Genomic DNA, 18,279 nt, shown 5'->3' with positions numbered 1-18,279 from the left:
TTTTTCGATACGGCGGACGGTGGTCGCGCTGTCCGGGCGGCACCTGGTGCAGCCGCAGCGGTCCGTCGCCTTGCTCTTGCAAGTATTGCATTCATTGTTGTGTAATCGACCGCCGCGTGACTAATGGCATTTGGGAATGGAGCCACGGCGAAACTGTCATGATGCACCGCGGTATAAACGCGGGAACTCTGGAGCGTTTTCCAGCGAACTGGATCCCGGTTCGCGTCAGGAAAACGCGTCAAAATAGAATCTAGAGCCTTGTCCGTTCCGATTTGATCGGAACGGACAAGGCTCTGGCCGGGCAGGATGGTGGCGGGCCGTGATCAATAATCTGAAATTGCGCCAGTTGCGCCTGCTGGTGGCGCTCGACAGCGAGCGCAAGCTGCAGCTGGCCGCCGAACGCCTCAACATCACCCAGTCGGCGGCATCCAAGATGCTGGCCGAGATCGAGGCGGTGGCGCGGGTTCCGTTGTTCGAGCGAACCGCGCGCGGCGTCGAGCCGACGGCCTACGGCTCGATCCTGATCCGCGGCGGCCGGAGCGTGTTGGCCGACCTTGACCGGGTCACCGACGAATTCGCGGGTTACCGGTCCGGCGAGCTCGGCACCGTATCTGTCGGAACGGTCGCCAAGCCCAGCATCGACCTCGTCGTCGACGTCATGCAGTATCTCGGCGAGAAATTGCACCGGGTGAACATTTCGCTCGATGTCAGCACGAGCCCACCGCTGGTTGCGCGGCTTCTCGCGCTCGAGCTGGATTTCGTCGTTGCGCGAATTCCCGCCGGCGTCGATTCCGGGCAGTTCGACTATCACGAGATCGGCGCCGAGCAGGCCGGCCTGCTGGTTCGCGCCGAGCATCCGCTGGCCGCGCTCGACAGCGTCAATCTGGAAGACACGGTCGACCTGCAATGGATCTCCCAGCCGCGGGAATCCTTCATGCGCCAGGCGCTAGAGCGGCTGTTCTACAGCCGGGGCATCGCGCCGCCGCAGCGCATGATCAACACCGAATCCTTCTCCGCGTCGATTGGAATTGCCGCGGGGATCGATGCGATCGTGCCGGTGCCGTTGCTGATCTTCGATCTGCTCGATCCGCAGCGCTTCAAGATGCTGCGCATCCGCGACCAGCTGATGCTGGAGAGCTACGGGCTGATCAAGCTGCGCAGGCGCGCGCTGTCGCCGGCCGCGATGCTGGTGTTCGATGCGATGATGCGGCTTGGCGTCGAGAGCGGCCGGCAGGCGTCGTCCGCCTGACGTCGGCCGCGGCCGTCCTCAGCGGAACATGCTGCGCAGGTTCTGGGCGATCTCGAACAGCGCCGGATTGTGCTTCACCGCGCGCTTGGCGCGATTGATGGCCGACAATGCGCTGGCCGCCGGCTTGCCGCGCAGGCTGAGCGGAATGAAGCTGTCGACGATCGCTTCGTCGTCCTTGCAGAACAGCCGCTTGTACTCGTCCGAGCCGATGCCGAGATCGAAGGCGCGGTAGTCCTGGCCGGCATGGCGATCGATGATGTCGCGCATCAGGATCAGGCCGGGGCTGAACTTGGCATTGGCCGACATCGTGTAGGTGTTGAACATCATCGAGAAGCGATGGCCGTCGGACACGCCGGCGAAGATCGCGATCACTTCCTCGTCGCACTCCAGCGCGTGGATGTCGATCGCATAGCCCTTGCCGTCGGCGCGCGGCGCCAGGCAGGCGGTACGGATGAACTGCTCGATGCCCGGCTCGGCGAACACGTTCGGCAGCTTCTGCTCGGCCATGCGCTGCGGCTTGACGCGGAAGAACCAGTCGAGCAGGCGGCAGACGTCGGCGCTGTCGGCCGCGACGTGATAGCGGTAGCCGGGCAGCGGCTGCAGCTTGCGCTCCTTGCCCTTGAGGCGGCGGCGGAACGAGTTGCTGATCAGTGTCGCGGGTGCCGCGCCGGGCTCGATCACCAGCAGCGGGCAGTCGTTGACCGAGGGTTGATGCGGCAGCAGCGCCAGCGGATTCGGCAGCTCCTGCCAGCGCAGCGGCTGCTGGCACAGCACCAGCGCATCGGCGCGGGACCGTTCGGCGATCGAGCCGATCAGGGCCGTGATGTCGGCCTCGGTCGCGTTGGCGGCGAAATCCTTCTCGCACAGCGCCATGTTGAAGGTCGCGTGCTTGCCGCCCATGAAGCTCGCGCAATTCGCGCCCAGGCGCTGCTCGATGGCGAGCGGCAACAGCAGCAGCGGCCGGCGCTCGCTGTCATGGGCGACGACGATGAAGGGCCGCAGGCCCTCGCGCTCGCCGACCTGGCGCTGCCAGTTGGCGAGGAAATCGAAGCGCTGATATGGGGTGTAGGAATGCTGCGGTGTCTCGAGACTGCGCCAGGTCGCCTCGGCCGCCGTGAGATCATGAAAGATATCGACGCCGGTGACGCGGGTTGCGTTCGGCCACGTTCGCGTCCCCGCCGCCTGGCCTTCAATTGCCGCCGCCATGACCATCTCGGAACCCAAATTTCTTAAGGTATTAATTTACAGTTCTCGGCTGGGGCCGACCTTCGCAGGGAAATGTCAACAAAGAGTAATAACAATGCCGCGGCGGGGCGTGGGAACAGCCGGACAGAGGCGGGGATCTTGGCGCCGGACAACGGGATTTTGCGACGGGCCCGGATGGAGCTCGCGTATTTCAGTGGCGCCTTCCGCCTGCGCGAGCGCGAGGCCGGCGGCGCCGGAGTGATCCTGCGCTTCGCGCGCGTCCGCCCTAATCGCCGGGGCCGGTTCCAGCCGCTGAAGTCCCAGGAGGTCACGCCGGCCTTCCTCGATCGCACGATCCGTGCGCTGAAGCGTTGGCGCTACGACATCGTCGGGATCGAGGAGGCCTGCCGCCGCGCGGTGACCTTGCCCGAGCGCCGACGCTTTGCCTGCCTGACCTTCGACGGCGCCAGCAAGGACATCGTCACGCATGCCTATCCCGTGCTCGCCCGGCACGGCGCCCCCTTCACGCTCTATCTGCCGACGGCGTTTCCCGATGGCGTCGGCGTGGCGTGGTGGCTGGCGCTCGAGGACATCATCGCGCGTGAAAGCCGCATCAGCCTTGTCATCGACGGCAGGGAACGGCACTTCGGGGTCGCGACGGTGTCCGACAAGTATGAGCTGTTCGACTTCCTGTCCGGCTGGCTGCGCATGCTGCCGCCGTCGGATTTGTCGTATGCGGTGAATGATCTCAGCCGGCGCTATGCGGCCGACGCGGCGCAGATGTCACGCAGCGCCTCGCTCGACTGGCAGGATCTGGCGAAGCTTGCAGCCGATCCGAACGTGACGTTCGGCAGCGCCACGGTGAACTATTCCGTTCTGTCGAATCTCCGGGATGCCGATGCGCAGCGCGAGATGGCGATGGGAAAGGCGGTGGCCGAGAGCGCGCTGCGGCGGCCGATCCCGCATTTCGCGTTTCCGTTCGGGGACCGCGACTCGTTCCGCCGTCCGCATGTGGTGATGACCGAGGAGGCCGGCTTTGCCAGCGCGGTGTCGACCATATCAGGTGTCGTCGAGGCGCAGGGGCGCACCAACCTTCACGCGCTGCCGCGGATCGCCTGGGACGGCCGGGTGCGCTCACTGCGGATCATGCGGGTGTTGCTGTCGGGCGTGATGTTTCCGCCGGTGCAGCCGACGCGGCATGCGCGCGATCAAAACGCCATTTAAGCGCGGTCGGGCCGCGACATCCAGGAGACGATCGGCATCGCCGGCAGCACCCAGCCGAGACCCGCGACGACGTAGAAGATCGCCTGCAGCAGCCCCGAATTGGCGAGCCATGGCGTCTGGGCGATCGTCATGCCAAGCAGTGACCACACCACGACCAGGATCAGCAGGGCGATGGTTCCGAGCAATTTGCGGGTGCGTATGGCCATGGCGGATATGTATGACTCGTGATTCAGAGCGTTTTCGAGCGAAGTGGACACCGGTTCGCGTCAAGAAAACGCGTCAAAACAACATTCCGAAGCTTCGCTCCGATGTATCGGAACGAGGCCCCAGGCGGCGCTTGCGCCGCGGGCGAGGCGGACTATAAGGGGCGCGAAAATCCAATCAAGTCAGGGCGAAATGGCCGGCATTCCCGCAAAGACATCGCAGCTCCGCGCCGTCAGGATCTGGCTGTTCGCAGTCGCTGCCCTGATCGCGCTGATGGTGCTGGTCGGCGGTGCCACGCGGCTCACCGAGTCTGGCCTGTCGATCGTCGAATGGAAGCCCGTGACCGGCGCGCTGCCGCCGCTGACCGAGGCGCAGTGGACGCAGGCCTTCGAGGGCTACAAGACCATCCCGCAATACCGCGAGCTCAACGCCGGGATGACGCTTGATCAGTTCAAGACGATCTTCTGGTGGGAGTGGAGCCACCGGCTGCTCGGTCGGGTGATCGGCGCCGCCTATCTGCTGCCGTTCCTGTATTTCCTGTGGCGCGGCGCGGTGAGCGGCGAACTTGGCCGGCGGCTGTGGATCATCTTCGGCCTCGGCGCGCTGCAGGGCGGCGTCGGCTGGTGGATGGTCGCGTCCGGTCTCTCGGAGCGCCTCGAGGTGTCGCAATATCGTCTGGCGACGCACCTGGTGCTGGCGCTGTTGATCTTTGCGGCGATCGTCTGGACGCTGCGGCGGTTGACCGATCGTCCGTCCGTGATCGCGCCGCTCAGGCTGAAGATCACGAGTGCGGTGCTGCTGGTGCTGACCTTCGTGCAGCTCTATTTCGGCGCGCTGGTCGCGGGCCTGCGCGCGGGCAGGGTCTACAACACCTGGCCCGAGATCGACGGCGGCTTGATTCCGTCGGCTGACCGTCTCTGGTTCGAGACGCCGTGGTGGCGCAACCTGTTCGACAACACGCTGACGGTGCAATTCGAGCACCGCATGACCGCCTATCTGCTGTTCGCGCTGGCGATCGCACATGCGATCGATGCCGTGCGCGCGCGCGCCGGAGGGGCGGTGATCGCGGGGGCCTGGTGGCTGGTTGCGGCGATCACGCTACAGGCGACGCTCGGCATCCTGACGCTGCTGCATCAGGTGCCGATTGATCTGGCGTTGACGCACCAGGCGGTCGCGATCGTCGTGCTGACGCTCGCGGTGCTGCAGGCCGAGCGCTTCGCGGTGCGCCGGACCGAGCGGGACCAGCCGACCCTTGTTCCGGTCGGCCAGGCCGGTTGATTCCTCAACCCGGTTGATCCTTCAACCTCTCTGATCCATCAAGAGAGATAGTCGAGCCCGATATCGAGCGCGGCCGAGCTGTGGGTCACCCAGCCGACCGAGATCAAATCGACGCCGGTCGCGGCAATCGCCGCGGCGGTCGCTGCGGTGATGCGGCCGGAGGCCTCGGTGATCGCCTTGCCGCGCGCCATCTGAACCGCCTGGCTGAGTTGCTCCGTCGTCATGTTGTCGAGCAGGACCGCGTCGACGCCGAGCGCCAGCGCCTCCTCGAGCTGCGACAGCGTGTCGACCTCGACCTCGATCTTGACGAGATGACCGGCATTGGCCTTGGCGCGCTCGATCGCGGTGCGGATGCCGCCGGCAAGCGCAATGTGGTTGTCCTTGATCAGCACGGCATCATCGAGCCCGAAGCGGTGATTGCCGCCGCCGCCGGCGCGCACCGCATATTTCTCGAGCGCACGCAGTCCCGGCGTGGTCTTGCGGGTGCAGACGATTTGCGCGCGCGTGCCTGCGACCGCCTTGACCAGCGTCGCCGTTGCGGTCGCGACGCCGCTCAGATGGCAGAGGAAGTTGAGCGCGGTTCGTTCCGCGGTGAGCAGGCTGCGGGCCGGGCCGTCGATGATCGCGATGACCTGGTCGGGTTCGACCGCGCTGCCGTCGGGCCGCTCGGCGCGCAGCGTGATGGAAGGCGACACCGTCTGGAACGCGGTGCGGGCCACGTCGAGCCCCGCGATCACGCCGGGCTGCCGCGCCCGCATCACCAGCCGCGCCTGCTGGGTGGCCGGTACGATCGCATCTGCCGTGATATCGCCCGCACGGCCGAGGTCCTCGCGCAGGGCGGTCTGCACGATCGGCTCGTAGATCAGCGGCAACAGGGAATTGAGGGTCATGAGCGGGCACTCCTGGCTGGCAGCTTGGACTCGACGATGTCGCGCGCGGCGGCGAGCGCCTCGTCACGGGTGAGGGACGACGGAGCCGCCGACAAAGCGGTGTGCGGGAAATCGGTGCGGAAATGACCGCCACGGCTTTCCTCGCGTCGGATCGCGGCAACCGCGATCATCAATCCGACCAGCGCTGCGTCGGATGCCGCACTCTGACCGCGCGCGAGCGGAGTGAGGCCGCGGATCGTGCGTGCGATGCCGTCGTGGTCGCGCAGCACGCCGAGCCCCTGGGAGAGGATCGGCCGCACGGCGGAGGGATCGGAGGCAGGCGGCAACGCCTCGTCGCGCAGCATCGCGCGCGGACCCGCGCTCACGCCTTCGATGCTTTCGGCGACCCAGCGCGCGCAGACGATCGCTTCCATCAGCGAGTTGCTGGCGAGCCGGTTGGCGCCGTGCAGTCCGGTACGCGCGGCTTCACCGCAGGCCCACAGACCCTGCACCGTGCTGCGGCCATGACCGTCCACCGCGATGCCGCCCATGTGATAGTGCACCGCCGGCCGGATCGGGATCGGATCGCAGGCCGGATCGATGCCGGCCATCTTGCAGAACACACTGATCACGGGATAGCGCTGGGCAAAGTCCGCGCCCGGATGTTTGCGCGCATCGAGGAAGGTGCGATGTCCTGCAGCACGACGGCGCCAGACCGCGCGCGCGACGATGTCGCGTGGCGCGAGCTCGGCGCCGGGCTGGTCGGCCATGAAGCGCTGCCCGGTCTCGTCGATCAGCACTGCGCCGTCGCCGCGGATCGCCTCGGTTAACAGCGGCATCGGCCGTGACGGCCCATCGAAGGCGGTCGGATGAAACTGGACGAATTCGATATCCGAGAGTGTTGCGCCGGCATGTGCCGCGAGCGCGAGCCCCTGACCGAAGCATCCGCCCGGATTGGTGCTGTCGGCGAACAGCCCGCCAATGCCGCCGGTCGCAATCACCACGCGATTGGTGACGATCGTCAGCGCGCCGCTTGCGTTGGCTGCAAGCACGCCCCTGAGCGCATTGTCCTCGACCAGCAGCCGGCGCGCCTCGACGCCTTCAAGCAGCGTGATCGATGGCGTCCGGCGGACCGCTGAAATCAGCGCGCGCATGATCTCGCGGCCGGTGCCGTCGCCGGTGGCGTGCACGATGCGGTTGCGGCCGTGCGCGGCCTCGAGCCCGAGGCGCCAGCTGCCGTCGGCGCGCCGGTCGAATGCGACGCCGAGTTCGGCAAGGTGCTCAACGGCGGAGGGTGCGGCATGAACGATCCGGGACGCTGCGGCCGCATCGCAGAGGCCGGCACCGGCTGCAAGCGTATCGGCCAGATGCAGGGCAGGGGTGTCGTCTGCGCCGACCGGCGCTGCGAGGCCGCCCTGCGCCCACATGCTGGAGGCTTCCGCGCCGAGCGGCGATTTCGACAGCAGCACGACCGGCTCGGGCGCGAGCTGAAGCGCGGTCATCAGCCCCGCGGCGCCGCCGCCGATGATGACCGGGCGGCCGTCGAGATCGGAAATGTCGGTGCTCATATCGCCAGCATCCTTTCGACACTCCTGCGCGCACGATCGGCGATCGCGGGGTCGATCGTGACCTCGTGCTGATTGGTCTCCAGTGCGTGGCGGATGTTCTTCAGCGTGATCCGCTTCATGTGCGGGCAGAGATTGCAGGGGCGGACGAAGTCGATATCCGGATTGCGCGCCGCGATGTTGTCGCTCATCGAGCACTCCGTCAGCAGCACGACGCGGGGCGGTCGCTTGGTCTCGACGAACGACTGCATCGCTGCCGTCGATCCCGAAAAGTCAGCTTCGGCGACGACTTCGGGCGGGCATTCCGGATGCGCCAGGATGGTGACGTCGGGGTGATTTTCACGCAGCTGGCGCACGTCGTCGGCGGTGAACAGCTCGTGCACCTCGCAATGGCCTTTCCAGGCGATGATCTTCTTGCTGGTCTGTTTCGCGATGTTCTGCGCCAGATATTCATCCGGCAGCATGATGACGCGCTCGGCGCCGAGCGATTCCACCACCTTCAGCGCGTTGCCCGAGGTGCAGCAGATATCGGACTCCGCCTTCACCGCGGTCGAGGTGTTGACATAGGCGACGACGGGCGCGTCTGGATAGCGCGCGCGCATCAGCCGCACGTCAGCCGGCGTGATGGAATCCGCCAGCGAGCAGCCGGCCTTCAGGTCGGGGATCAGCACGGTCTTGGCCGGATTGAGCAGCTTTGCCGTCTCGGCCATGAAGTGCACGCCGGCGAGCACGATGACATCGGCGTCGACCTTGGTCGCCTCGCGCGCGAGCAGGAGGCTGTCGCCGACGATATCGGCGACGCCGTGGAAGATTTCCGGTGTCTGGTAATTGTGCGCCAGCACCACCGCATTGCGGCGGCGTTTCAGCGTGAGGATCGCATCGACGTCCTCGGCGAAAGTGGCCCATTCGAACGGCGGGATGACGCGCTTGACGCGCTCATAGAGCGGTGCAGTGCGGGCGAGCAGATCGGTATCGAGTGCAACCATTTATACTCTCCGTGAGCATAAGATGGCTTATACTTATCCTGAGCATAAGGCGTGTCAAGTGCGCGAAAGCGGCAGCTTGGTGCCGGCGACGGCCCGTTCGGCCAGCACGGCATGGCGGAAGCGGAACAGCTTGGCCGGCCGTCCGACGGTATCGGCGGCCATTGCGCCAATCTCTTCAACGAGTTCCTGCTGCTCGATGAGCCGGCGGAAGTTCTGCTTGTGGACCAGCCGGCCTGCGAGCGCCTCAACACTGCGTTGCAGTTGCAGCAGGGTAAACTCGGCCGGCATCAGCTCGAATACCACAGGGCGGTATTTGATTTTAGCGCGCAGCCGCGCGATGCCGGTTGCGAGAATGCGGCGATGATCCGCCGTCATCGGTTTTCCTGGTATGAGCAATGCCTCGCGGGCTTGCGCACGGCCCGCCTCCGGGATCAGCCCGGCCTCGTAGAGCAGCTCGTAGCGCTGCAGCACCAGCTCTTCGTTCCAGTCGCGGTCATCGAGGCCGAAGGTGATGGCGCAGCGCTGCCAGCGCTCGCGCTGCAGCGTCGGTGACGGCGCCGCTTTCGCCCAGGCTTTCAGTTTCGGCGCAATCAGTTTGGCAACGAACGCCGGCGCGCCGGCGCGATGATCCTCCCAGGGAAAGTAGTCGTACCAGCCGGACCAGTGCGCCTCGAAACCTTCGCCGACCTTGTCCTCGCGGGTCAGGCCGAGATAGCTGATCGAAACGCTATGCGGCGACCTGGCGTCGCCGGACCGGCCGCGGTCGGCGAAGGTGTAGAGCTGCTCGACATAGCCGAGTGGGTGGCCGGTCTGGGCCTCGACCCAGGCCCGCAACGCGGTCTGCAGCGAGCGGTGGGTGAACTCGAACGGGCCGCTCGGCAGCGCGGCGCCGCCGGCGATGGTCACGATCTTGGGCGTGCCGTCGGTGACGGCGACCAGCACCGCGACGAGATCGGCGGTGATCGCGTTCCCCGAAGCCGGTGCGCTGGTTTTCTGCGGCGATCTGGCCACGCTCGTCCCGCGCTAGCAGTAGCCGTAGACGCCGCAGGCGTAGGGCAGGCGGTCCCAGTAGGTCACATAGGCGCCGCCGTAATAGGGGCCGAAATAGTTGTAGGAATGCCAGTTGCCGTAATAGCCGGGCAGTGACGACGATCCGGGCAGCAGCGGTTCACCCACCACGTATGGGATGTACGGCTCGGCGTTCAGCGGGATCACCTCAGGCTCGACCACCACGAGCTGGCGCCCGCGCCGCACATAGGTCGGCGGCGTGATGGTGGTGCGGTAGGCATAGTTCCGGCGCGGCAGGCCAGCCGGCAGCTGGCGCGCGGCCTTCACGGTGGCGCGTTTGGTGGCGACAGGGCCGTCGGCGGCGTCAGCAGGCGAGATCGCAAACAGCGCGATCGCGAGCGGCAATATCCAGCGCAGCATCAATGGTCTCCCGAATCATCCGGAGCCTATCACTGCCACTTTATGCCGGATTGAGCGTTAACAAGAGACCCGTCGTTTTAGGCAAGGTTACTGGAGCGATGCGGTGCACCGCTCCGGAACAAGCGCGGGATCAGGCGCGCAGGGCCTCGTCCAGGTCCGCAATCAGGTCTTCCTTGTCCTCGATGCCGATCGAGAGCCGGACCACGTCGGGTGCCGCGCCCGACTTCACCTTGGCGGCGTCGTCGAGCTGGCTGTGGGTGGTGGAGGCCGGGTGGATCACCAGCGAGCGGGTGTCGCCGACATTGGCGAGATGCGAGAACAGTTTCAGGTTCGACACCAGATTGACGCCGGCGTCATAGCCGCCCTTGAGGCTGAAGGTGAACACCGCGCCGGCGCCCTTCGGCGCGTATTTGCGCTGCAGGGCGTTGTACCTGTCGCCGGGCAGACCGGCGTAGTTCACCGCCGACACGGCCGGATGAGTGGAGAGGAATTCCGCCACTGCCTTGGCGTTATCGCAGTGCTTCTGCATGCGCAGCGGCAGCGTCTCGATGCCGGTGAGGATCATGAAGGCGTTGAACGGCGACAGCGCAGGGCCGAGGTCGCGCAGCCCGAGCACCCGGCAGGCGATCGCGAAGGCGAAATTGCCAAAGGTCTCCTGGATCCGGATGCCGTGATATTCCGGGCGCGGCTCGCTCAGCATCGGATATTTGTTGTCCTTCGACCAGTCGAAGGTGCCGGCGTCGACGATGATGCCGCCGAGCGAATTGCCGTGACCGCCGAGGAATTTTGTCAGCGAGTGCACAACGATATCGGCACCGTGATCGATCGGCTTGATCAGATAGGGCGAGGCCAGCGTGTTGTCGACGATCAGCGGCACGCCGGCCTTGCGTGCAACGGCTGCGATCGCCTCGATATCGGTGATGCTGCCGGCGGGGTTGGCAATGGATTCGATGAAGATCGCCTTGGTGTGCGGCGTCACCGCGCGCTCGAAGCTTTCGATCTCGTCGGGATCGGCCCAGGCCACGTTCCAGCCGAACGCCTTGAAGGCGTGGGTGAACTGGTTGATCGAGCCGCCATAGAGCTTGCGTGCCGCAATGATCTCGTCGCCTGGCCTCAACAGCTGCTGCAGCACGACGAGCTGCGCGGCGTGGCCGGAGGCAACCGCAAGTGCCGCAGTGCCACCCTCCAGCGCTGCGACGCGTTCCTCGAGCACCGCGTTGGTCGGGTTGCCAATGCGGGTATAGATGTTGCCGAACGCCTGCAGGCCGAACAGCGAGGCGGCGTGATCGGCGTCGTTGAAGACGAATGACGTGGTCTGGTAAATCGGCGTCGCCCGCGCGCCGGTGGTGGGATCAGGCTGTGCGCCGGCGTGCACGGCGAGGGTGGAAAATCCCGGAACGCGATCGGTCATTCTTTTTTGTCCTATTCTGGCCTGGTCGAAAACGCGCGGCATGCTGATGGTGGCGGCGCCCGCCGTCAAGCGAGTTGGGCACGCCGCCAGTTTTGGGAGGGGCATCCCACGCTATACCGGGCAATCGGAACGAATATTCCGCTGCGATGTCAGCTCGTCTCGGTCTTGTTCTTCGCCGCGCGGTCGGATGCTGCAGTCTGGCCGCCACCAAAGCTCGTGCGGTTGAGCGACAGCCGCATGCCCTGCGTCGGGATCGGCGCGCGCTTGGAACTCAGCGTGCGCGAGTTGACGCCCATCCAGGAGATCTCTGACGACAGCCGGCCATATTCGATCTTCGGGCAGCGATTCATCACCACCTTGAGGCCCGCCGCTTCCGCCTTCTCGGCCGCGGCATCGTCGCGCGCGCCAAGCTGCATCCAGATCACCTTCGGCGGCGGCGACAATTTCAGCGCCTCGTCGACGACGGGCATGATGTGGCTCGAATTGCGAAAGATGTCGATCATGTCGATCGGGCGACCGATGTCCGCAAGCGAAGCGACGAACGGCTTGCCCATCAGCGACTTGCCGACGTGGCCGGGATTGACCGGGATCATGTCGTAGCCGCGCTGCGCCAGATATTTGAAGGCGAAATAGCTCGGCCGCACGTTGACCGGCGAGGCGCCGACCATCGCGATCGACTTCACGTTGTTCAAGATGCTGCGGATGTAGTTGTCGTCGTAAGCGTCGTGATTCATTTTTCTTCCGGTTTGTCATTCCGGGGCGATGCGGAGCATCGAACCCGGAATCTCGAGATTCCGGGTTCTCGCTTCGCGAGCCCCGGAATGACGCCCAAAGAGGGCGTTATTTGTCCTGCCACTTCGGATCGCGCTTCTCGATGAAGGCGCCGATGCCTTCCTCGGCGTCGCGCGCCATCATGTTCTCGGTCATCACCTCGGCGGCGAAGCGATAGGCCTCAGTGAGGCTCATCTCGGCCTGGCGATAGAACGCCTCCTTGCCGAGTTTGACGGTGTAGGCCGATTTCAGCGCGACCTTCTCGGCCAGCGCGATCGCGGCGTCGCGTTCGGTACCTGCTGATACCACGCGGTTGATCAGGCCGATGCTCTGCGCCGTTGCCGCCGAGATCGGCTCGCCCGTGAGCAGCATCTCCATCGCCTGCTTGCGCGGCACGTTGCGCGACAGCGCCACCATCGGCGTCGAGCAGAACAGCCCGATGTCGACGCCGGGCGTCGCAAACGTCGCGGCCTCGGATGCAATCGCAAGGTCGCAGCTGGCGACGAGCTGGCAGCCTGCCGCCGTCGCGACGCCCTGCACGGCGGCGACAACCGGCTTCGGCAGGTGCACGATGGCCTGCATCATCGCGCTGCATGCGTTCATGATCTCGGCGAAATAGGCGCGGCCGCGGTCGGCATCGCTGCGGCGCGCGGTCAGCTCCTTCATGTCGTGGCCGGCGGAGTAGGCCGGGCCGTTGGCTGCGAGCACGACGCCGCGGATGGCTTTGTCGTCGCGGATATCATTCAGCGCAGCGTGCACCTCGCGGATCAGGCCTTCGGAGAGGCTGTTGCGCGCCTCGGGGCGATTGAGGGTCAGTAACGCGATACTGCCGACGGTCTCGCGCAGCAGGATCGGCTGATGTTGCGGCGCTTCGGCGCGGGCAGCTTGGGCGGACATGGTGAAATTCCACTTTGGTCTTGATGACAACTTAATGTAACAGGCAGGCTGAAGCGAGGGCAGGGACGGCATGGCGATTGCGAAAATGAGCGTGGCTGAGCTGGAGGAGTTCCTGCGCAAGGAATTTCCGCAGGCATTCACCCACGACGACATCAGGATCGAAAGCGCCGACGGCGAGACGGCCCTGCTGCGCCAGCGCTTCAGCGAGCGCATGCTGCGGCCCGGCGGCACGGTGTCCGGCCCGACCCTGATGGGACTGGCGGATTTCGCGATGTATGTGGTGCTCCTGTCGGCCATCGGGCCGATCGGCCTTGCCGTCACCACCAACCTCAACATCAACTTCCTGCGCAAGGGCCAGCCGGGGCAGGACGTGCTCGCGGTCGCCAAGCTGCTCAAGCTCGGCAAGCGGCTTGCGGTCGGCGAGGTGAACCTGCTGTCCGGCACCTCGCCGGATCCGATCGCCCATGTCACGGCGACCTATTCCATTCCAAATCAATAGGCTTTTTTACGGTATTATTGCACCATATTTGCAAGCTATTGTTTTTACTGATGTAATTATGCCATGTTGACGTTGACGTGCGGCCGCGGCTTCTCTAGAAAGCCGCCCAGTTCGGCGCATTCGGCGCCGATTTGCTTTTCACGGATTTCACACATGAGCACGTTCTCGGCCAAGCCCGCCGAAGTGACGAAGAAGTGGGTCGTGATCGACGCCAAGGGTCTGGTCGTCGGTCGTCTCGCCACGCTCGTCGCGATGCGCCTGCGCGGCAAACACCTGCCCACCTACACCCCGCACGTCGACTGCGGCGACAACGTCATCATCGTCAACGCCGCGCATGTGGTGCTGACCGGCCGCAAGCGCGACCAGAAGACCTACTACAAGCACACCGGCTTCATCGGTGGCATCAAGGAGCGCACCGCGAAGCAGATCCTCGAGGGTCGCTTCCCCGAGCGCGTCGTCGAGAAGGCGATCGAGCGCATGATCCCGCGCGGTCCGCTCGGCCGCATGCAGATGAGCAATCTGCGCGTCTATCCGGGTGCCGAGCATCCGCATGAAGCGCAGAGCCCCGAGAAGGTCGATATCGCTTCCCTGAATCGCAAGAACACGAGGGCCGCATAAATGTCCGATACGTTGCAGTCCCTCGACCAGCTCTCGCAGGTCAAGCCGGCCGCGCCCGACGCGCCGAAGTATGTCAAGAAGGTCGACAAGTTCAACCGCGCCTATGCCACGGGCAAGCGCAAGGACGCGGTCGCCCGCGTCTGGATCAAGCCGGGTGCCGGCAAGATCTCCGTCAACACCCGCGACATCGAAATCTACTTCGCCCGTCCGGTGCTGCGCATGATGATCCAGCAGCCGCTGGTCGCTGCCGCCCGCAACGGCCAGTATGACGTGATCTGCACCGTCGCCGGCGGCGGTCTGTCCGGTCAGGCCGGTGCTGTCCGACACGGCATCTCGAAGGCGCTGACCAATTTCGAGCCCGAGCTGCGCGGCGTCCTCAAGAAGGGCGGCTTCCTGACCCGCGACTCTCGCACGGTCGAGCGCAAGAAGTACGGCAAGGCGAAGGCCCGCAAGTCCTTCCAGTTCTCGAAGCGCTAATTCGAGTCCTAAAATTCGCGGCAATTGCCGTGAGCATCGAGTTGCAGAGGGCGCCGAGAGGCGCCCTTTTTGCTGCGCCCAATGGAGCGAGCTTCGACGCGAATTAGCGCAGTTTTTCATGAAAACTTGCGTGTGCGTGCAAACGAAATTGGAACTCGGGCCTTCTAGCGTGCGGGCTCGCACTGGCGCTGCATCACCTTTTATTTGCGCCTGCGAACGTTGCATCACACCGGGCTGGGGTGAGTTATGTCGTTCGATCCATCGACACTTTATTTGTTCGCCACCATGGTCGCGGGCATGCTCGGCGCCATGCTGTGGCTGTTCGGCAGGCAGGAGAACATCCCCGCGCTGAGATGGTGGGGCACCGCCTATCTGCTCGGCGCGGCCTCGGTCGCACTCTGGACGGTCGGCAGCTCGACCCTCGACGCCATGGTCCTGATGGGGCTGAATGCGATCGGCTTCGCGGCCTGCGGCATGGTCTGGAATGCCGCGCGCATCTTCCATGGCCGCAAGGCCAACCTGCCGGGCCTCGTGCTCGGCCCGATCGCCTGGATCGGTGCCGCGATGACGGTGGAGGATCACGCGCTGCGCCTGACGATCGGCGCCGGGATCGTCGCGATCTACGCCGCGCTGACCGCCTCCGAACTGTGGAGCGAGCGCCGCCGCGTGCTGCAGCGGCGCTGGCTTGCGATCGTGATCCCGGTCGCGCACGGCTGCGTGCTGATGCTGCCGATCCTGGTCGGCGACCTGCTGCGCTTCAACGGCCAGAATTACGTCAGCAGCTTCTGGGTCACGCTGTTCTCGATCGAACTCGTGCTGTACGCGATCGGCACGGTGTTCGTGATCTTCATGATGGTGTCGGACCGCGCGGTGGCCGTGCACAAGACCGCCGCGTCGGTCGATCCGTTGAGCGGCATGCTCAACCGCCGCGGCTTCACCGAGGCCTGCACGCGGGTGATCGAGCGCGAGGCCAATGCCGGCCGCCCGGTCACGGTGATGATCTTCGACATTGATCATTTCAAGTCGATCAACGACCGCTTCGGCCATCCCGCCGGCGACGAGATCCTGAAACTATTCTCCGCCGTCGTGGTCAACAGTCTCAGGATCAGCGATCTGTCGGGCCGGATCGGCGGCGAGGAATTCGCGGCGTTGCTGCCGTGTTCGCTGGAGGAAGGCGTGCTGGTCGCCGAGCGCGTGCGCGAGGCCTTCGAGAACAGCAACATCGCCTGCGAGGAAGGTCCGGTGGATACCACGGTCAGCATCGGCGTGGCCGGCGGCCCCGCCGGCACCGAGCTCGAGGTGCTGCTGGCCTCGGCCGACACCGCGCTCTACCAGGCCAAGCGCGGCGGCCGCAACCGCGTCGAGGCGGCGGAGGAGTTGCCGCTGTCGCTGGAGAACTGGCGGCGCAAGACCGCGGGCCTGCCGGCGGCGCGGCAGAAACCGGCGACGGTGCGGACATGAGCGCGGTAACGACCGATTAACCATTCGATCCCATGCTTTCGGGCATGGACTCGATCCGCACCCGCAATCCGCAGTCAGCCCTGATGTCGCTCGAAGCCGACGCGGTTTCGGCGCGCACCGGCTTCGCCTGCCTGTTCTCGAACTCCGATGAATACGAGACCGCGCTGATCGCCGAACGGCGCGCGCAGGGCCGATACCAACAGCCCAGGAGCCGCTGGCCGGTCGTGATGCTGCTCGGTGCGATGCTGATGGTTGCCGGTACCGTATTGCTGTTCAACTGAACCGCCGCAGGATCGACAGAGGAGGCGCCCCGGGCGGGGCGCCTTTTGCTTTTTCGCCGGCTGGGCTAGAGACGGGGCCTTTCCCAAGGGAAACCAATCAAGGGAGGCGACAGCCCAATGATCACCGAAATCGCACAGATCGACGTCAAACCCGGCAGCGAGAAGGATTTTGAGGCCGCGGTGGCCAAGGCGCGCCCTCTGTTCCTGCGCGCCAAGGGCGGCAAGGGGTTTGAACTGCACCGCTCGATCGAGAAGCCGTCGCGCTACCGGCTGGTGGCGAAGTGGGAGACGCTGGAGAACCACACGGTCGATTTCCGCGGCTCCGAGGATTTCACCGCCTGGCGCGCACTGGTCGGCCCCTATTTCGCGGCGGCGCCCGAGGTCGAGCACACCGAGACGGTGCTGACCAGCTAAGGCAAGGGATTCTTGTCTTGACGCGTTTTCTTCACGCGAACCGGTGTCCACTTCGCTCGAAAACGGTCTAATTTTACGCGACCTGCGCAGGCGCCTGATCCTCTGCCTTGAAATGGTCGATCATCACCTTGGCGATCGCCATCAGCGGCAGCGCCAAGGCCAGCCCCCAGATGCCGAACACGACGCCGAGCAGGATCTGGAACGCGAACAGCGTCGCCGGCGGGATGTCGAGCGCCTGCCGCTGCACGATCGGCGTGATCACGTAACTCTCCAGCGCGTGCACGCCAAGGAACAGGATGAACGCGCTCAGCGCGGCGATCCATCCCGAGGCGAGGCTTGCCAGCACCACGATCAGTCCGGCGATGATCGCGCCGACCGTTGGAATGAAGGCCAGCAATCCGGCCTGGATGCCGAGAATGAACGAGCTCGGAATGCCGATGATGGCAAGCCCGATCCAGGTGACGAGGAACACCGCCGCCATGGTGATGATCTGCGCGATCAGCCAGCGTTCCAGCGTCTCGCCGATGCGGTCGACGATGATGGTGGCCTGTGCGCGGTATTTGGCCGGCGCGATGAACAATAGCCCGGCGCGGTAGATGCTGGGCTGGGCCGCGAAGGCGAGGCCCAGAAACAGCACGATGAAGAAATTGCCGACGACGCTGACGGTGCCGAGCAGCACCTTCAGCGTCTGGCTGATGATGGCGCCGCCGCTTGAGGCCAGCGCGCCGGCCCCGGGGATGCCGTGCGACTGCGACGTTGCGGGCGCCGTTGTCGTGGTCGCCACGCCGGTGCCGTCGGGTTTCGCTTCGCCTGCCGCATTGGTGAAATCGAGATAGCTGGTGTCGACGCCATGCTGCTCGAGGAATTCCTTGACGCTGCCGAGCTGCGATTTGATCGTGTTGCTCAGCACGGTTGCCTGCTGTGCGATGGTGGTGCCGCCGAGGAACACGATGCCGGACAATAGTCCGGCCATCGCCAGGCAGACGATCGCAAGCCGCAACGCGTGAGGCAGCCCCGTCAGCCGGCCGAGCAGGGCGGCCATCGCGTTCAGGCCGACGCCGAGCAGCATGCCGGCGAACAGCAGGAACAAGGTCGCGGCGAAATGCCAGGCGAACATCAGCAGCGCGGCGAACAGCACGGCGCCGATGCCTCCGACGGCGATCGCCCATGCCATGTCGTTGCGGGCCTGCAGGCGATTGTCAGCCGGTTCTGTCACGGGTGATTCCCCTTTGCGACGGTGTCCGAAGCAGTCATTGGCGAAAATCCCGCCGGGATCAAGCTGGGCGGACCGTGCCGGTTAGCCGCTGACGCGCCGCGGCACCGGGGCGCAACTGGCCGCATTTTGGGCCCCGGGCGCCCAACTGTGCAGGACTGCAAGCCCCCCTGTGCAGATATAGACAGTTGATCCGGCGGGAACTCGAAGGCATGATCGTCTCCGCAACGTCGCAAACTTAGAAGAATC

20 protein-coding genes are annotated in these 18,279 nt (G+C 65.4%); 9 read left to right on the top strand and 11 right to left on the bottom strand.

Annotation, left to right across the window (positions count from 1 at the left end; translation table 11 throughout):
- Nucleotides 1–319 precede the first annotated feature (319 nt).
- Nucleotides 320–1,249, top strand: a complete 930-nt coding sequence (locus tag V5279_RS25520) for a LysR family transcriptional regulator (RefSeq protein ID WP_166294695.1) — start codon at nucleotides 320–322, stop codon at nucleotides 1,247–1,249.
- 18 nt (nucleotides 1,250–1,267) lie between these two features.
- On the opposite strand, the gene V5279_RS25515 is transcribed toward V5279_RS25520, so the two are convergent.
- Nucleotides 1,268–2,461: a GNAT family N-acetyltransferase gene (locus V5279_RS25515; RefSeq protein ID WP_338689104.1), complete on the bottom strand. Its 1,194-nt coding sequence runs from the start codon at nucleotides 2,459–2,461 to the stop codon at nucleotides 1,268–1,270.
- A gap of 168 nt (nucleotides 2,462–2,629) precedes the next feature.
- Here V5279_RS25515 and V5279_RS25510 point away from each other — a divergent pair, with 168 nt between their 5' ends.
- Entirely contained in the window at nucleotides 2,630–3,658 is a 1,029-nt protein-coding gene (locus V5279_RS25510) for a polysaccharide deacetylase (protein ID WP_338689102.1), read from the top strand.
- Here the strand turns inward: V5279_RS25510 and V5279_RS25505 are convergent.
- Nucleotides 3,655–3,864, bottom strand: coding sequence for a DUF2842 domain-containing protein (locus V5279_RS25505; RefSeq protein ID WP_029082837.1), 210 nt, complete (start codon nucleotides 3,862–3,864; stop codon nucleotides 3,655–3,657). The genes V5279_RS25510 and V5279_RS25505 overlap by 4 nt on opposite strands.
- A 190-nt stretch (nucleotides 3,865–4,054) precedes the next feature.
- Between V5279_RS25505 and V5279_RS25500 the strand changes: the two genes are divergently transcribed.
- A complete protein-coding gene (locus V5279_RS25500) occupies nucleotides 4,055–5,140 on the top strand; it encodes a COX15/CtaA family protein (protein WP_338689099.1) in 1,086 nt (361 codons plus the stop codon).
- A 38-nt stretch (nucleotides 5,141–5,178) separates the two neighbouring features.
- Here V5279_RS25500 and nadC read toward each other — a convergent pair whose 3' ends face one another.
- The 8 genes from nadC to V5279_RS25460 all read right to left on the bottom strand — a co-directional run bounded on the left by nadC (nucleotide 5,179) and on the right by V5279_RS25460 (nucleotide 13,067).
- Complete coding sequence (nadC, locus tag V5279_RS25495; protein WP_338689097.1) at nucleotides 5,179–6,030, bottom strand: carboxylating nicotinate-nucleotide diphosphorylase; 852 nt, start codon at nucleotides 6,028–6,030, stop codon at nucleotides 5,179–5,181.
- Entirely contained in the window at nucleotides 6,027–7,577 is a 1,551-nt protein-coding gene (locus V5279_RS25490; RefSeq protein ID WP_338689095.1) for an L-aspartate oxidase, read from the bottom strand. The genes nadC and V5279_RS25490 overlap by 4 nt, the downstream gene beginning before the upstream one ends.
- On the bottom strand, nucleotides 7,574–8,560 hold the full coding sequence (nadA, locus tag V5279_RS25485) for a quinolinate synthase NadA (RefSeq protein ID WP_338689093.1): 987 nt from the start codon (nucleotides 8,558–8,560) through the stop codon (nucleotides 7,574–7,576). Before nadA ends, V5279_RS25490 begins: the two co-directional genes overlap by 4 nt.
- A 54-nt stretch (nucleotides 8,561–8,614) precedes the next feature.
- Complete coding sequence (locus V5279_RS25480) at nucleotides 8,615–9,571, bottom strand: NUDIX hydrolase (RefSeq protein WP_338689090.1); 957 nt, start codon at nucleotides 9,569–9,571, stop codon at nucleotides 8,615–8,617.
- Between the two features lie 12 nt (nucleotides 9,572–9,583).
- Nucleotides 9,584–9,988: a hypothetical protein gene (locus V5279_RS25475; protein ID WP_338689088.1), complete on the bottom strand. Its 405-nt coding sequence runs from the start codon at nucleotides 9,986–9,988 to the stop codon at nucleotides 9,584–9,586.
- 130 nt (nucleotides 9,989–10,118) lie between these two features.
- Entirely contained in the window at nucleotides 10,119–11,399 is a 1,281-nt protein-coding gene (locus tag V5279_RS25470; protein ID WP_166294710.1) for an O-acetylhomoserine aminocarboxypropyltransferase, read from the bottom strand.
- Between the two features lie 149 nt (nucleotides 11,400–11,548).
- Entirely contained in the window at nucleotides 11,549–12,133 is a 585-nt protein-coding gene (locus V5279_RS25465) for a CoA-binding protein (RefSeq protein ID WP_338689085.1), read from the bottom strand.
- A gap of 106 nt (nucleotides 12,134–12,239) precedes the next feature.
- Nucleotides 12,240–13,067 carry an enoyl-CoA hydratase gene (locus V5279_RS25460; protein WP_338689083.1) on the bottom strand — a complete coding sequence of 276 codons (828 nt, stop codon included), beginning with the start codon at nucleotides 13,065–13,067 and terminating at the stop codon, nucleotides 12,240–12,242.
- Nucleotides 13,068–13,137: 70 nt separating this feature from the next.
- On the opposite strand from V5279_RS25460, the gene V5279_RS25455 reads away from it, so the two are divergent.
- The 6 genes from V5279_RS25455 (at nucleotide 13,138) to V5279_RS25430 (ending at nucleotide 16,817) form a co-directional block, all read left to right on the top strand.
- On the top strand, nucleotides 13,138–13,566 hold the full coding sequence (locus tag V5279_RS25455; protein WP_076857819.1) for a PaaI family thioesterase: 429 nt from the start codon (nucleotides 13,138–13,140) through the stop codon (nucleotides 13,564–13,566).
- Nucleotides 13,567–13,719: 153 nt separating this feature from the next.
- Nucleotides 13,720–14,184 (top strand): 50S ribosomal protein L13, encoded by a 465-nt coding sequence (rplM, locus tag V5279_RS25450; protein ID WP_029082848.1) that lies wholly within the window; start codon nucleotides 13,720–13,722, stop codon nucleotides 14,182–14,184.
- Nucleotides 14,185–14,661: a 30S ribosomal protein S9 gene (gene rpsI / locus V5279_RS25445; RefSeq protein ID WP_092114692.1), complete on the top strand. Its 477-nt coding sequence runs from the start codon at nucleotides 14,185–14,187 to the stop codon at nucleotides 14,659–14,661. It abuts the gene before it with no gap.
- A 246-nt stretch (nucleotides 14,662–14,907) separates the two neighbouring features.
- Nucleotides 14,908–16,122, top strand: coding sequence for a GGDEF domain-containing protein (locus tag V5279_RS25440; RefSeq protein WP_338689074.1), 1,215 nt, complete (start codon nucleotides 14,908–14,910; stop codon nucleotides 16,120–16,122).
- 44 nt (nucleotides 16,123–16,166) lie between these two features.
- Nucleotides 16,167–16,403, top strand: coding sequence for a hypothetical protein (locus tag V5279_RS25435; RefSeq protein WP_338689072.1), 237 nt, complete (start codon nucleotides 16,167–16,169; stop codon nucleotides 16,401–16,403).
- A gap of 117 nt (nucleotides 16,404–16,520) precedes the next feature.
- Entirely contained in the window at nucleotides 16,521–16,817 is a 297-nt protein-coding gene (locus V5279_RS25430) for an antibiotic biosynthesis monooxygenase family protein (RefSeq protein WP_166294719.1), read from the top strand.
- Nucleotides 16,818–16,890: 73 nt separating this feature from the next.
- On the opposite strand, the gene V5279_RS25425 is transcribed toward V5279_RS25430, so the two are convergent.
- Nucleotides 16,891–18,033: an AI-2E family transporter gene (locus tag V5279_RS25425; protein ID WP_338689069.1), complete on the bottom strand. Its 1,143-nt coding sequence runs from the start codon at nucleotides 18,031–18,033 to the stop codon at nucleotides 16,891–16,893.
- Nucleotides 18,034–18,279: the final 246 nt, after the last annotated feature.

The organism is Bradyrhizobium sp. 26S5, from assembly GCF_036923295.1.
GTDB lineage: Bacteria > Pseudomonadota > Alphaproteobacteria > Rhizobiales > Xanthobacteraceae > Bradyrhizobium > Bradyrhizobium septentrionale.
Note: the sequence above shows the minus strand (reverse complement) of the source record. Positions and strands in the feature narration are given on the sequence as shown.